The 14,036-nt window shown below is 70.0% G+C and carries 14 protein-coding genes; 6 read left to right on the top strand and 8 right to left on the bottom strand.

Annotation, left to right across the window (positions count from 1 at the left end; all coding sequences use genetic code 11):
• Positions 1–171: 171 nt before the first annotated feature.
• From pucL to ACZ6S8_RS04630, 5 genes are all read right to left on the bottom strand, one after another.
• Positions 172–1,095 carry a factor-independent urate hydroxylase gene (pucL, locus tag ACZ6S8_RS04650; protein WP_469452436.1) on the bottom strand — a complete coding sequence of 308 codons (924 nt, stop codon included), beginning with the start codon at positions 1,093–1,095 and terminating at the stop codon, positions 172–174.
• Positions 1,096–1,097: 2 nt separating this feature from the next.
• On the bottom strand, positions 1,098–1,502 hold the full coding sequence (gene uraH, locus ACZ6S8_RS04645; protein ID WP_469452433.1) for a hydroxyisourate hydrolase: 405 nt from the start codon (positions 1,500–1,502) through the stop codon (positions 1,098–1,100).
• Between the two features lie 7 nt (positions 1,503–1,509).
• Positions 1,510–2,016 (bottom strand): 2-oxo-4-hydroxy-4-carboxy-5-ureidoimidazoline decarboxylase, encoded by a 507-nt coding sequence (gene uraD, locus ACZ6S8_RS04640; protein WP_267720233.1) that lies wholly within the window; start codon positions 2,014–2,016, stop codon positions 1,510–1,512.
• Between the two features lie 153 nt (positions 2,017–2,169).
• Positions 2,170–2,568 carry a helix-turn-helix domain-containing protein gene (locus ACZ6S8_RS04635; RefSeq protein ID WP_469452431.1) on the bottom strand — a complete coding sequence of 133 codons (399 nt, stop codon included), beginning with the start codon at positions 2,566–2,568 and terminating at the stop codon, positions 2,170–2,172.
• Positions 2,565–2,816: a hypothetical protein gene (locus ACZ6S8_RS04630; RefSeq protein ID WP_469452429.1), complete on the bottom strand. Its 252-nt coding sequence runs from the start codon at positions 2,814–2,816 to the stop codon at positions 2,565–2,567. The genes ACZ6S8_RS04635 and ACZ6S8_RS04630 overlap by 4 nt, the downstream gene beginning before the upstream one ends.
• Positions 2,817–2,941: 125 nt before the next feature.
• On the opposite strand from ACZ6S8_RS04630, the gene ACZ6S8_RS04625 reads away from it, so the two are divergent.
• The 4 genes from ACZ6S8_RS04625 (at position 2,942) to ACZ6S8_RS04610 (ending at position 7,521) form a co-directional block, all read left to right on the top strand.
• On the top strand, positions 2,942–3,775 hold the full coding sequence (locus ACZ6S8_RS04625; protein WP_469452427.1) for a TIM barrel protein: 834 nt from the start codon (positions 2,942–2,944) through the stop codon (positions 3,773–3,775).
• A gap of 74 nt (positions 3,776–3,849) precedes the next feature.
• Positions 3,850–4,740, top strand: a complete 891-nt coding sequence (locus tag ACZ6S8_RS04620; RefSeq protein ID WP_469452426.1) for a 2-hydroxy-3-oxopropionate reductase — start codon at positions 3,850–3,852, stop codon at positions 4,738–4,740.
• A gap of 231 nt (positions 4,741–4,971) precedes the next feature.
• On the top strand, positions 4,972–6,429 hold the full coding sequence (locus ACZ6S8_RS04615; RefSeq protein WP_383915876.1) for a catalase: 1,458 nt from the start codon (positions 4,972–4,974) through the stop codon (positions 6,427–6,429).
• A 483-nt stretch (positions 6,430–6,912) separates the two neighbouring features.
• Positions 6,913–7,521, top strand: a complete 609-nt coding sequence (locus ACZ6S8_RS04610; protein ID WP_469452424.1) for a TetR/AcrR family transcriptional regulator — start codon at positions 6,913–6,915, stop codon at positions 7,519–7,521.
• Between the two features lie 148 nt (positions 7,522–7,669).
• On the opposite strand, the gene gcl is transcribed toward ACZ6S8_RS04610, so the two are convergent.
• On the bottom strand, positions 7,670–9,457 hold the full coding sequence (gene gcl, locus ACZ6S8_RS04605) for a glyoxylate carboligase (RefSeq protein ID WP_386535564.1): 1,788 nt from the start codon (positions 9,455–9,457) through the stop codon (positions 7,670–7,672).
• 256 nt (positions 9,458–9,713) lie between these two features.
• Between gcl and ACZ6S8_RS04600 the strand changes: the two genes are divergently transcribed.
• Together ACZ6S8_RS04600 and ACZ6S8_RS04595 are read left to right on the top strand one after the other, a co-directional pair.
• Positions 9,714–10,487: a hypothetical protein gene (locus ACZ6S8_RS04600; protein ID WP_469452421.1), complete on the top strand. Its 774-nt coding sequence runs from the start codon at positions 9,714–9,716 to the stop codon at positions 10,485–10,487.
• Positions 10,488–10,538: 51 nt separating this feature from the next.
• Entirely contained in the window at positions 10,539–11,027 is a 489-nt protein-coding gene (locus ACZ6S8_RS04595) for a glutathione peroxidase (RefSeq protein ID WP_469452420.1), read from the top strand.
• 110 nt (positions 11,028–11,137) lie between these two features.
• Here the strand turns inward: ACZ6S8_RS04595 and ACZ6S8_RS04590 are convergent, their stop codons facing one another.
• A complete protein-coding gene (locus ACZ6S8_RS04590) occupies positions 11,138–12,838 on the bottom strand; it encodes an AMP-binding protein (protein WP_469452419.1) in 1,701 nt (566 codons plus the stop codon).
• A gap of 45 nt (positions 12,839–12,883) precedes the next feature.
• On the bottom strand, positions 12,884–13,993 hold the full coding sequence (locus ACZ6S8_RS04585) for a winged helix DNA-binding domain-containing protein (RefSeq protein WP_469452417.1): 1,110 nt from the start codon (positions 13,991–13,993) through the stop codon (positions 12,884–12,886).
• Positions 13,994–14,036 lie beyond the last annotated feature (43 nt).

The following is a 14,036-nucleotide window of genomic DNA, read 5'->3' as shown; positions in this document are numbered from 1 at the left end:
TTTCAGTGGCGGTGCGGGCACGGCAAAACCCTGGGGATTTGAGTGCCGGAGCCGGGGGCCTTGACAGCTGACAGTACTGCCGCCCCGTGTGTTGCGTCCGGGTGCCGATTCAGGAAGTGCGAGGTGTCGCGCCCCGGGGCCACTGCGGGGCCCCGGGACACGCGTACCGCATCAGAGGTTGGTCATGTCCACGGGAATGCGGGCATCGACGCCGTCCCGGAGGACGGTGGCCTCGATCAGACCGTACGGGCGGTCCGCCGCGAAGTAGACCTCGTTGTCGTTCTTGAGGCCGAAGGGCTCCAGGTCGACGAGGAAGTGGTGCTTGTTCGGGAGCGAGAAGCGGACCTCGTCGATCTCCGAACGGTGGTTGATGATGCGCGAACCCATCTGGTACAGGGTCTGCTGCAGCGACAGGGAGTAGGTCTCCGCGAAGGCCTGCAGCATGTGCTTGCGGGTCTCGGTGTAGGACTTCTCCCAGTTGGGCATCCGCTGCTCGTCATCGGACCAGGCGAAGCGCCAGCGGGCCGAAACCTGGGTCGCCAGGATGCGGTCGTAGGCCTCCTTCAGCGTCGTGTACTTGTCCTTCACGTAACCCCAGAACTCGGAGTTCGTGGAGTTCATGACGGTCAGGTCCTTGAGGCCGGATATGACCTCCCAGTTCTTGCCGTCGTACGTGATCTGGGTGACGCGGGTCTCCATGCCCTCGCGGACGAAGGAGTGGTTCACCTCGTCGGCACCGATGAACTTGGAGTTCGCGTCCGAGGTGGCGATCCGGGACCAGGAGTACTCCTCGATCCGGATGCGCGCCTTCTGGATCGGCTCCTGGCTGCCCACGAACCAGCGCGCCAGGTGGATGCCGAACTGCTCGGCGGACTCGATGCCGTGCTCCTTGGCGAACGCGTACACCGTGTTCTTGGTGGTGTCCGTCGGAAGGACGTTCGCGTTCGAGCCGGAGTAGTGGACGTCGTCCATGTCGCCGGAGAGGGCGACCGAGACGTTCAGGTCCTTGATGTGGTGGGTGTCGCCGTCCCGCGTGATCTTGACGACGCGGTTCTCTGCTTTGCCGTACTGGTTCTGGCCGAGAATCGTGGCCATGACTAGCTCCCTCGGTAAACAGAGTAGCCGAACGGGTTGAGCAGCAGCGGTACGTGGTAGTGCTCGCCCGGGTTCACCGCGAAGGTGATCGTTACCTCGGGGAAGAACGCACCGCTGTCCCTTACGCGGGGGGCGTCCTGCTGCGCCTCGGCTTGCTTCTTTGCACTGTGCTGATGGAAGAAGTACGTCTCTGTCTCGAAGTCGAGACGTACGTGGGTGGTGCCCTCCGGCAGGGCCGGCAGGTCCTTGCAGCGCCCGTCCGCATCGGTGGCGGAACCGCCCAGGGCGGCCCACGCGCCGTCCAGCCCGGTACGGGCCGACAGCGAGATGGCGACGCCCTCGGCGGGCTTGCCGATGCTGGTGTCCAGGATGTGCGTGGACACCGACGCGGTGGTCTCGGTGCTCATCGTCAGGTCACTCTCCTTCTGCGAGGCGGGTCAGGCGGATCTTGTTGATCTTGACGAGCTCGCCGCGGGCGGTTTCCCGCTCCTGCTCCGGCGAGTTGTCGATCCGGACCCTGACCGCGTCCCGCATGAACTCACCGGTCGCACCGGTGGCGCAGATGAGGAAGACGTGGCCGAACTTCTCCTGGTACGCCAGGTTCAGTTCGAGGAGCTCGTTCTTCAGCTCCTCCGAGGCACCGGCCATGCCGCGCTGCTCGCGGGCGGAGGTCGGGTCTCCCGGCTTCGGCCGGCCGATCGGCGCGTGGCCACCCATGGCCTCGCCCAGGTCCTCGGCGGTGAGCTCCGCCATGGCGGACTCGTTGGCCGAAAACAGGGACTCGACGGTGGTGAAGGGGCGCTGGGCGAGGAGCTTGCCGCCCCAAGCCGAACTGGCGCAGACCTCGTGCAGTTCGGCCGCGGCCGCGCTGTCGTCCAAGGCGTTGAACCGGGTGAGACCCGGGGTCGGACTCGAAGTCACGGTAGGCCTCCGTGGCCTGTTGTTGCTTTGACGGGCTGCGCATAGCTAACGCTCTCGACAACACGGCGTCAACACTTTGTTGAAACTTCCCGTACACAAAAGCCGCCGCCCGGATGAATAGGGCGGCGGCTCGTCACCGTGGGTCAGGGGCCGTTACTCCTGGCTGCTCGCGTCGGGCCCCTTCTGAAGAGCGGCATCCCTGTTCAGGTAGTTGTAGACCGTGAAACGGCTGACGCCCAGGGCGCCCGCGACCGTCTCCACGCCGTGCCGCACGGAGAAGGCGCCCCGCGCCTCCAGTATCCGTACGACGTCCTGCTTGGCCTTCCGGTCCAGCTGTGACAACGGTACGCCGTGCCGGCGCTCCAGGGCGGCGAGGATGCGGTCCAGCGAGTCCGAGAGCTGCGGCAGGCGCACGGCCAGGACGTCCTGACCCTCCCAGGCGAGGACGACGTCGTCGGGCTGGGCCAGGGACGGGTCCAGCAGCTCGCCGCCCATCGCGTCCACCAGCGGCTTGACCGCGGCGACGAACGGGTGGTCGCGGGGCTCGGTCACTGCGCGTCCTCCCCGATCACGTTCACCTGGAGCGACACGCGGGTGGCGCCGGCCCCCAGCGAACCGCGCAGCAGGGCGGCCACCGCATCGAGGACCTCGGCGGCCTCCCCTTCCGCGGTGTTGCCGAAGGGGCCGACGTCCACCGCGTCCAGCTGGGCCTTCTGGATGACCTCGCGAGCGGCCACGGCATGGGCGGGGGCCTCTTCGAGATCGAAGGGCTCGGTCGTGAACTCCACTCTCAATCGCACGCGGTCAAGCTACCCCGCGGTCATGATTTTTCGGGAGTCCGCACTTGACATCCGCGCAGAAGCCCATGCAGTCTTCCATCAAGCAGAAACTAACTTCCGCAATACGGAAGGAGCGCACACCCCTCATGGGATACACGGACCAGCGCTTCGATGTAAACCTTTCGATCCTCTACACGGAACTCCCGCTCCTGGAGCGTCCCGCGGCTGCCGCCGCGGCCGGCTTCACGGCGGTCGAGCTGTGGTGGCCCTGGATCGAGACACCCACTCCCGCCCAGGCGGAGCTCGACGCCCTCAAGAAGGCTCTTGAGGACGCCGGCACCCAGCTGGTGGGCCTGAACTTCTACGCCGGCCGGCTGCCGGGTCCGGACCGCGGCGCGGTCTCGGTACCCGGTGCGGAGTCGGAGCGCTTCAACGCCAACATCAACGTGGCCGCGGACTTCGCCGCCTCGGTCGGCTGCAAGGCGCTCAACGCCCTGTACGGCAACCGCGTCGAAGGCGTGGACCCCGCCGTCCAGGACGAGCTCGCTCTCGAGAACCTGGTCGTGGCCGCTCGGGCCGCGGACCGCGTCGGCGCGATCCTCCTGATCGAGACCCTCAACAAGCCCGAGTCGCCGCTCTACCCCCTGGTGAGCGCCCCGGCCGGCATCGAGGTCGTCGACAAGGTGAACGAGGCCACCGGCCTCGGGAACGCCAAGTTCCTGCTCGACCTGTACCACCTGGCGATGAACGATGAGGACCTCTCCGAGGTCATCGAAAAGTACGCCGCCAAGACCGGGCACGTCCAGATCGCGGACAAGCCCGGACGCGGTGCCCCCGGCACCGGCGAGCTGCCCCTCGAGGAACTGCTCGACCAGCTGAAGAAGGCCGGATACGAGGGCTACGTAGGCCTGGAGTACAAGGCCGCCGACGCCGCAGCCTCCTTCGCGTGGCTGCCGGCCGGGGCCCGCGCCGCGAAGTAGCGGACAAAGTCCGGGCGATCAGCCAGGCACGTCACGAACTTTTCGTACAAAGCATTAAGAGAAGGACCCTCATCATGAGCACCCTCCCCAAGATTGCCTGGATCGGTCTCGGAATCATGGGCTCTCCCATGGCCGAGAACCTCCTGAAGGCCGGCTACCCGGTCACCGGCTTCACGCTGGAGCAGGACAAGCTGGACCGCCTGGCCGCCGCCGGCGGCAGCGCCGCGGGCTCGATCGCCGAGGCCGTCAAGGACGCCGACGTCGTCATCACGATGGTGCCCGCCTCCCCGCAGGTCGAGGCCATCGCCTACGGCGAGAACGGCATCCTGGAGAACGCGAAGTCCGGCGCGCTGATCATCGACATGTCGTCGATCACCCCGCAGACCTCGGTCGACCTCGCCAAGAACGCCGCCGAGAAGGGCATCCGCGTCATCGACGCCCCGGTGTCCGGCGGCGAGGCCGGCGCCATCGAGGCCGTACTGTCGATCATGGTGGGCGGCGAGCAGGCCGACTTCGACGAGGCCCTGCCCGTCCTGGAGGCCCTCGGCAAGACCATCGTGCTCTGCGGCCCGCACGGCTCCGGCCAGACGGTGAAGGCCGCCAACCAGCTCATCGTCGCGGTGAACATCCAGGCGTGCGCCGAGGCCGTCGTCTTCCTCGAGAAGTCCGGCGTGAACCTCCAGGCCGCCCTGGACGTCCTCAACGGCGGTCTGGCCGGCTCCACGGTCCTAACCCGCAAGAAGGACAACTTCCTGAACCGCGACTTCAAGCCGGGTTTCCGGATCGACCTGCACCACAAGGACATGGGCATCGTCACCGACGCCGCCCGCAACGTCGGTGCCGCCCTTCCCGTCGGCGCGGTCGTCGCCCAGCTGGTCGCCTCGCTGCGCGCCCAGGGCGACGGCGGCCTGGACCACTCGGCCCTGCTGCGCGCCGTCGAGCGCCTCTCCGGCTCGCAGGTCTGACGGCCGGCCCGCGTCTGCGGGCCGCCACCCCTTCCCCTCACGGGGACCTGAGTTTCCGGATGGTGCCGGTGCTGACACCTGTCCTGTCGCGCCCAAGTGCCGGCACCGTCCGGATTTCCTCTCCCTCAACTTTGTTCAACAAACTGTTGACGTTTAGTTCGTGCCGAAATTAGGCTGTTCCGCATGACGGAAGACACTTTCCGTCGGCAGTTACCCGTACGGAAGGTCACCATGTCGAAGCGCACGCTGACGACCGAGTCCGGCGCCCCGGTCGCCGACAACCAGAACTCCGCCACCGCCGGCGTCGGTGGCCCGCTCCTGGTCCAGGACCAGCAGCTCCTTGAGAAGCTCGCCCGCTTCAACCGCGAGCGCATCCCGGAGCGCGTGGTCCACGCCCGCGGCTCGGCCGCGTACGGTCACTTCGAGGTGACGGACGACGTCACCGCGTACACCAGCGCCGCGTTCCTGAACACGGTCGGCAAGAAGACCGAGACCTTCCTGCGGTTCTCCACCGTCGCCGACTCGCTGGGTGGCGCGGACGCGGTCCGCGACCCGCGCGGCTTCGCGCTGAAGTTCTACACCGAAGAGGGCAACTACGACCTCGTCGGCAACAACACCCCGGTGTTCTTCATCAAGGACCCGATCAAGTTCCCCGACTTCATCCACTCCCAGAAGCGCGACCCCTTCACGGGCAAGCAGGAGCCGGACAACGTCTGGGACTTCTGGGCGCACGCCCCCGAGGCGACGCACCAGATCACCTGGCTGATGGGTGACCGCGGCATCCCCGCGTCCTACCGCCACATGAACGGCTACGGCTCCCACACGTACCAGTGGACCAACGCCCAGGGCGAGGCCTTCTTCGTCAAGTACCACTTCAAGACGAACCAGGGCATCCGCAGCCTGTCCTCGGACCAGGCCGCCGAGCTCGTCGGCTCGGACGCGAACTCGCACCAGACCGACCTGCTCCAGGCGATCGAGCGCGGCGTGAACCCGAGCTGGACCCTCTACGTCCAGATCATGCCCGCCGCCGAGGCCGCGGACTACCGCTTCAACCCGTTCGACCTCACCAAGGTGTGGCCGCACAGCGACTACCCGCTGCAGCGCGTGGGCCGGCTGGTCCTCGACCGCAACCCGGACAACGTCTTCGCCGAGGTCGAGCAGTCCGCCTTCTCCCCGAACAACTTCGTCCCGGGCATCACCGCCTCGCCGGACAAGATGCTCCAGGGCCGCCTCTTCGCGTACGCCGACGCCCAGCGCTACCGCCTCGGTGTGAACCACACCCTGCTGCCGGTCAACGCCCCGAAGGCGGCGAAGGCCGAGAACTACGGCCGCGACGGCGTCATGGCGCTGCGCAACGGCTCGCGCCACGACAAGAACTACGAGCCCAACTCGTACCAGGGTCCGGCCGAGACCGGCCTGGCACTGGGCGCCCCGCAGGCCGTCTCCGGCTACACGGGCACCCATGAGGCTCCGGCGCACACCAAGGACGACGACTTCTTCCAGGCCGGTGAGCTCTACCGCCTGATGTCCGAGGACGCCAAGCAGCGTCTGGTGGCGAACATCGCGGGCGGCCTCTCGCAGGTCACCCTGGAGCACGTCATCGAAAAGAACCTGGCTCACTTCCACGCCGCGGACGCCGACTACGGCAAGCGCGTCGAGGAGGCCGTCCGCGCCCTGCGCGACGCCTGAGCCGATCAGCTGTACCGGGGGCCTGACGGGAGGTCAGGCCCCGGGTACCGAGCCCGACCCGCGGACCCGGATGAGGGGTGGTACGCGGTGAGGGCAGGACGAGGACCGTGGCGGGCGTGCGAGCCAGTGCGGTGGTAATGGGTTCCGAGGCCCGTCTCTTGACCTGAGGGAGACGACGCCGGAGTTCTCGTCGCCGCCCGCCACGGTCCCAGCCAAACACCCTCCTCCCCGTTCCCCGCGCACGGGGGCCACGCACAGGGGCCCCGCGCTCCGGGGACCACGAACTCCGCCCGGCGGTGCGAACGTCCTGTCGCGCCAGCCTCGCCCCGTCGGGCGGTCACCATCCAGAGCGCCGAGTCACGGACGGTCCCGTGACCCGGCGCTTTGTCGTTCCCGGGGCGGGTGCCGGACGGAGGGCGGTATCGTGAGGGAGCTGACTGAAAGGTCAGTCAACGGGCATCCGGTCGGAAGGTGCGGACACGCGTGGCAGACCGTCAGACGTCGATCCTGGAAGCAGCCGTGCGCGTCATCGCGCGCAACGGTGTCCGAGGGCTGCGCGTGGAGGAGCTGGCGGCCGAGGCCGGGGTCTCCACCGCCCTCGTCTACTACCACTTCAAGGACCGCGCCGGCCTGGTCCGGCGCACCCTCGCCTTCATCGGCGACCGCGCCACCGGGTACACGGACGAGGCCCTGGAGGACACCGAGGACGCCCGCACCGTCCTGCTCCAGCTGCTGCTGGGCGAGCTCCAGGACATCCCCCGGGTACGCGAGAACAGCACCGCGTGGGGCGAGTTGCGGGCCAGCGCCATCTTCGACGCCGACCTGCGGGCCGCCCTGGCCGAGTCCACGCGCTCCTGGTCCCGGGACACCGCGGAGGCCGTCGCCGACGCCCAGGCGGCCGGCCTCGCCGACCCGCGCGTCGCACCGCTGGACGCCGCGGAGCGGCTGACCGCCCTGGTCGAGGGGCTCAGCGAGCGCTGGCTGAGCGGCTCCCTCACCCTGGAACGGGCGCGCGCCCTGCTGACCGGCGCGGTGGACGCCGAGCTCGGCCCCCGCCCCGCCACGGAGCCCCTGGCCCCGCGGCCCGCGTAGGACGGCGTACGGCACGCAGCGGCGCGTCGCATCCCGCATCCCGCATCCCGCGGACGGACGCGGAACGACCCCCGCCCCCTCCTGCTGGAGGGGGCGGGGGTCGTCGCACGTGCGGCGGCCGGCCGGCGGGGGGCCGGGCGGCGGACGATCAGACCTTGAGGGCCTTGATCGCGGTCGGGGCGTGGCCCGGCTCGGTCGCGAGCTCTTCGAACTCGGTGACGTCGCTCATGTCGACCGTCTTGCTCATCGAGATGTTGGTGATGCGCTCCAGGATGGCCTCGACGACGACCGGGACCTGGAACTCCTGGGCCAGCTTCTTGGCCTGCTCGAAGGCCTCGCCCAGCTTCTCCGGGTCGGTGACGCGGATGGCCTTGACGCCCAGGCCCTCGGCGACCTTGACGTGGTCGACGCCGTAGACGCCCAGCTCGGGGGTGTTGATGTTCTCGAATTCGAGGTTGACCTCGAAGTTGATGCCCAGGCCGCCCTGCGCCTGGCGGATCAGGCCCAGGTAGGCGTTGTTCACCAGGACGTGGACGTACGGGACCTTGTGCTGCGCGGCGACCGCGAGCTCCTCGATCATGAACTGGAAGTCGTAGTCGCCCGAGAGCGCGACGATCGGGGTCTCCGGGTCGGCGGTGGCGGCGCCGATCGCGGCCGGGATGGTCCAGCCGAGCGGGCCGGCCTGGCCGCAGTTGATCCAGTTGCGCGGCTTGTAGACGTGCAGCATCTGCGCGCCGGCGATCTGGGAGAGGCCGATGGTGGTGACGTAGCGCGTCTCCGGGCCGAAGGCCTTGTTCATCTCCTCGTACACGCGCTGCGGCTTCATCGGGATGTTCTCGAAGTGCGTGCGGCGCTGCAGGGTGGCCTTGCGCTCCTGGGCGGAGTCGGCCCAGGCGCTGAAGTCGGGCAGCTTGCCCTCGGCCTTGAGGTCCTTGGCGACCTCGATGAAGAGCTCCAGGGCGGCCTTGGCGTCGGAGGCGATGCCGAAGTCCGGGGCGAAGATCTTGCCGATCTGGGTGGGCTCGATGTCGACGTGGACGAACTTGCGGCCCTTGGTGTAGGCGTCCAGGTTGTAACCGGTGTGACGGTTGGCCCAGCGGTTGCCGATGCCGAGGACGAAGTCCGACTCCAGGAACGTCGCGTTGCCGTAGCGGTGCGAGGTCTGCACGCCGACCATGCCCGCGCTCAGCTCGTGGTCGTCCGGGATGGTGCCCCAGCCCATGAGGGTGGAGATGACCGGGACGCCGGTCAGCTCGGCGAACTCGACCAGCAGGTCGGAGGCGTCGGCGTTGATGATGCCGCCGCCGGAGACGATGAGCGGGCGCTCGGACTCCAGCAGGAAGCGCAGGGCCTTCTCCGCCTGGGCGCGGGTGGCGCGCGGCTTGTAGACCGGCAGCGGCGCGTAGGTCTCCGGGTCGAACTCGATCTCGGTCAGCTGGACGTCGATCGGGAGGTCGATCAGGACCGGGCCCGGACGGCCGGAGCGCATCAGGTGGAAGGCCTCCTGGAACACGCCCGGAACCTGGGCGGCCTCCAGGACGGTGGTGGCCTTCTTGGTGACCGGCTTGGCGATCGAGGCGATGTCGACGGCCTGGAAGTCCTCCTTGTGGAGCTTCGCGACCGGGGCCTGACCGGTGATGCACAGGATCGGGATCGAGTCCGCGATCGCGGAGTACAGGCCGGTGATCATGTCGGTGCCGGCCGGGCCCGAGGTGCCGATGCAGACACCGATGTTGCCCGCCTTGGCCCGCGTGTAGCCCTCGGCCATGTGCGAGGCGCCCTCGACGTGGCGGGCCAGCGTGTGCTTGACGCCGCCCACGTTCTTGAGCTCGCGGTAGAACGGGTTGATCGCAGCACCGGGCACGCCGAACGCTTGTTCGACACCCTCGAGCTTGAGGATCTCCACTGCAGCGGCGGCGGCTGTCATACGAGGCATCAGGTTCTCCTGCGGGTCTGGCGGTCAGGCTTTTCCGTAATCCGGAAGTTTTGTTCTGCTATACGGAACAAGCTAAGCGGCGGCTCCGCACACGTCAAGGCGGTACGGGACCCCGGAAGCCACCAAAAGCCGCCTCCGGCTCGGTGTGTTGCACAAAAACCGGCATCTTCGGAGGGATTCGGCGGGCACTCTCGCCCGTACGGTCGCCGGTGGTGGAGCATGGACGCACGCACAGCGACGGAGGGGGTCGAGGTCCATGGCGGACGCGGTACCGGTGCGCTGCCCGGCGTGCCTGCGGGAGAACGGCTACACCGCCCCGGTCTTCCCCTGCGCGTGCGGGAGCCCGGTCGTCCCGCCCCTGGATCTGACCGCGCCTCCCGAGCCGCTGACCCGCCGCACCTGGTCGGACAGCTGGGTGACGGTGCGGTGCGGCGCCTGCGGGCGGGAGGACGCGTGGCCCCGGCCCGAGGTCGGCTGCGGTGCCTGCGGCACGGTCGTACGGATCCCCGTCCGCCCGCCGGACGCCCCGGACACCGGCCCCGGTGGTCACCCGCGGCCCGGCGCCCGGCGCGATCCGCGCCACGGCGGGCGCCACGGCACGCACCCGGCGCACATACCGCTGCCGCCGACCGCCCCGGCGCCGCGGCCGGCGTTCCGCCCGGTGACCATCCGTACGGCCCGTGACGCGGTGGCCACGGCCGCGCTGTACCTGCGCTGGCTCGGCTTCCAGGACGTACGGCAGCCCGACGGGCGGCCCGTTCCGGCCGTGGCGGTGGACCTGCGGGCCCCGGGGCTGGTCGCGCAGGTGGACCCGACCACCTCGCCGGCCGGGCTGCGGGCGGTGGAGTGCGTCTGGCTGACCGGCCTCACGGCCTCCGCGACCAGCGTCTACTTCTCGCTCGCCGGATACACCGAGGACGCCCGCACCCGCGCGGACGACCTCGGGATCCCGCTGTTCGTGATGGACCTGACCGGCGTCCCGCAGCCGGTCAACGACCCGGCGGACGAGCTGATCGGGACGGGGGCCTAGGCTCGCAGGTGCGCACCATTGCGTACCCGCCTTCCCGCCGAGGAGTGCCCGATGAGCCTGTACGACATCCCGCTGACGACCCTGTCCGACGAGCCCACCAGCCTCGCGGCCCACAAGGGCAAGGCGATCCTGCTGGTGAACACCGCCTCCCAGTGCGGGCTCACCCCCCAGTACTCGGGACTGGCCCGCCTGCAGTTCGCGTACGAGGCGAAGGGCTTCACCGTGATCGGCGTGCCCTGCAACCAGTTCGGCGGGCAGGAGCCCGGCAACGCCGAGGACATCCAGACGTTCTGCGCGGCCGGCTTCGGCGTCACCTTCCCCATGCTGGAGAAGTCCGACGTCAACGGCGAGAACCGGCACCCCCTCTACCAGGAGCTGGTGAAGACCCCGGACGCCGAGGGCGAGGCCGGCGACGTCCAGTGGAACTTCGAGAAGTTCCTGATCTCCCCCGCGGGCGAGGTCGTGGCCCGCTTCCGCCCGCGCACCGAGCCCGAGGCCGCCGAGGTCGTCGCCGCGATCGAGGCGCACCTGCCGGCGTAGCGGCGGCCGTGCCCGTACGGCGTCCCGTACGGGCTCGCGGGGCTCGGGTACGGCGTCCGTACGGGCCCGCGGGGCTCTCGGGTACGGCGTCCCGTACGGGCCCGTGCCGCTCAGGTCAGGTCGGCCTCGTCGTACTCCGCCGCCGAGCCGGCCGCCGTCAGCTCCCGCAGTTCCACCCGGCGGATCTTGCCGGAGACCGTCTTCGGGAGCTCCCCGAACTCGATCCGGCGGATCCTCTTGTACGGGGACAGCACCGTGCGGGAGTGCTCGAACAGGGCCCGGGCCGTCTCCGGCCCGGCCTCCCAGCCGGCCGCGAGGGTGACGTACGCCTTCGGTACGGCGAGGCGCAGCGCGTCCGGGGCCGGTACGACGGCCGCCTCGGCGACGGCCTCGTGCTCCAGCAGGGCGCTCTCCAGCTCGAACGGGCTGATCTTGTAGTCGGAGGCCTTGAAGACGTCGTCGGAGCGTCCGATGTAGGTGAGGTACCCGTCGGCGTCGCGCGCGGCGATGTCCCCGGTGCGGTAGAGCCCGTCCGCCATCGCCTCGGCGGTGCGGTCCGGGTCGTCGCGGTAGCCGGTCGTCACCCCGGCGGGCCGGGTCCGCAGGTCGACGCAGAGCTCGCCCTCGTCGGGGGACTCCTTGCCGGTGACCGGGTCGAGCAGCACGATCGTGTAGCCGGGTGCCGGGCGGCCCATGGAGCCGGGCTTGACCGGGACGCCTGGGAAGTTGCCGACCTGGAGGGTGGTCTCGGTCTGGCCGAACCCGTCGCGGATGGTGATCCCCCAGGCCTCGCGGACCTTCTCGATGACCTCCGGGTTGAGCGGCTCGCCGGCGGCGACGGCCTCGCGCGGGGGCCGGGCCAGCGCGGTCAGATCGGACTGGATCAGCATCCGCCACACGGTGGGCGGGGCGCAGAAGGTGGTCACGCCGTGCCGGTCCATCTCGCGCATCAGCCGCTCGGCGTCGAAGCGGGCGTAGTTGTGGACGAAGACGGTCGCGCCCGCGTTCCAGGGGGCGAAGAGGTTGGACCAGGCGTGCTTGGCCCAGCCGGGCGAGGCGATGTTGAGGTGCACGTCGCCGGGGCGCAGGCCGAGCCAGTACATGGTGGAGAGGTGCCCGATGGGGTACGAGGCGTGCGTGTGCTCGACGAGCTTGGGGCGGGCGGTGGTGCCCGAGGTGAAGTACAGCATCAGCGGGTCGGTGGCGAGGGTCTCGCCGTCGGGGGTGAAGGGGTCCCGGGCGGCGTACATGTCCGCGAGCCGGCGCCAGCCGGCCGGGACGTCCGGACCGGCGGCGATGCGGGTGTAGGGGCCGGGTACCGCGTCGAACTTGGCCGTGTCCTCGGCGCGCGTGACGACGTGCCGTACGCTGCCCCGCTCGATCCGGTCGCGCAGGTCGGCCGCGCCGAGCAGCGGCGTGGCGGGGATGACGACGGCGCGCAGCTTCATGGCGCCGAGCATGACCTCCCACAGCTCGCGCTGGTTGCCGAGCATGACCAGCAGCCGGTCGCCCGGGGCGACGCCCTGCTCGCGGAGCCAGTTGGCGGCCGCGTCGGACCGTACGGCCAGCTCCGCGAAGGAGAGGCTCTCGACGGTGCCGTCCTCCTCGACGATGCGCAGGGCGTCGGCGTCGTTGCCCGCGGCGATGTGGTCGAACCAGTCCAGGGCCCAGTTGAAGCGGTGGGGGCGGGGCCAGGTGAAGCCGCTGCGCGCGGCCTCGTAGTCCCCCCGGCGTTCGAGGAGGAAGTCCCGGGCGGCGAGGAACTGGCCGGTGGCGCCGTTCTGCGTACGGTCCGTGCTGTCGGTCGTCATGCCAGGCATCGTGCCGCGTTCGCCGTACGGGGCACCAGAGCGGCGTCAGCCGTGGATTGACCCGAAGCGCACGGAGGCGGTGGCCCCGTCCGCGACTTCGCCCAGGTCGGCGACGAGCAGCTCCACCTCGGCGGTGATCGCCTTCTTCTCCGCGGCCGTGACCGTGCGGAAGAGCTCGACGGTCACGGCGTGACCGTGCATGGTCCACAGTCCGGCGAGGAAACCGTCGACGAGCAGGGTGCGGTGGGCCTGGTTGCCGGTCCACGTACGCCCCTTGGCCTCGGGGGTGACGACGCGGGAGCGGTCGGCGTGCGAGAGGAGGAGGTTGTCGAACTCGGGGAGGAAGCGGGGCGGCGCCGGGGTGGCGGGGTCGGGGCGGGGGGCGCCGGGCAGGTCGAACAGCTCCACGCCGTTCTCGTCCTGGAAGACGGCCAGTTCCGGCCGCAGCCGTTCGAAGGCCGGCTTCAGGCGGGTCAGGCCGGCCCAGAGCTGCATGTCCTTGACGGAGGCGGGCCCGAAGGCGGCGAGGTAGCGCCGCACGGCCTCGTCCACGGGCTGCGCCGGGGCGGCGGGCTTCCCGAGCCAGCTCTCGACGGTGGTGAGCCGGACCTGGCCGCTGCGCCCCCACACCCCGCGGGGGGTGACCTGGACCAGCGGCAGGAGGCAGCGGGCGGCGACGGCCAGTGACTGCGGGTCGGCGTCCGGCCAGTGCGTGAGCAGTTCCCCGCGGATCTCCCCCATGGTGCGGGGTTCGGCCTCGACGAACTCCCGGGAGCGCGCGGCGAGGGAGTCGAGGTCGACGCCGACGAGGCCGGTGCGGAAGTAGGCCACCTCCCGGTCCCGGGCGGGCTGGACGAGGGGCCGCAGCGTGAGCGCGTCGAGCGCGGTGTGCGTGTGGATGGTGGAGCGCATGGTGACGATCCGGACCGCTTCCCGGGACTCCATCAGCCCGGCGAGCTCGGCGGGGCGGAAGCCGGCGAGGCGGGCGTGGAGCTGGAAGTAGGGGGGCTTGACGTTCTGCGCCTGGAGCCCGAGGAGGTGGCCGATCGCGTCCGCGGCAGACATCTCGGCGCGGGTCAGCAGCAGCTGGCGGGCCAGCGTGGCACGGTTCAGTGCGCGAGTGTCGAGTACGGGGTGCGTCGTCCTGGAGGCCATGCCCTCACGCTAGTGCGCGTTGCGGACAGGTGGTGTCCGCAAC

The organism is Streptomyces sp. NPDC048461 (genome assembly GCF_055587105.1).
Note: the sequence above shows the minus strand (reverse complement) of the source record. Positions and strands in the feature narration are given on the sequence as shown.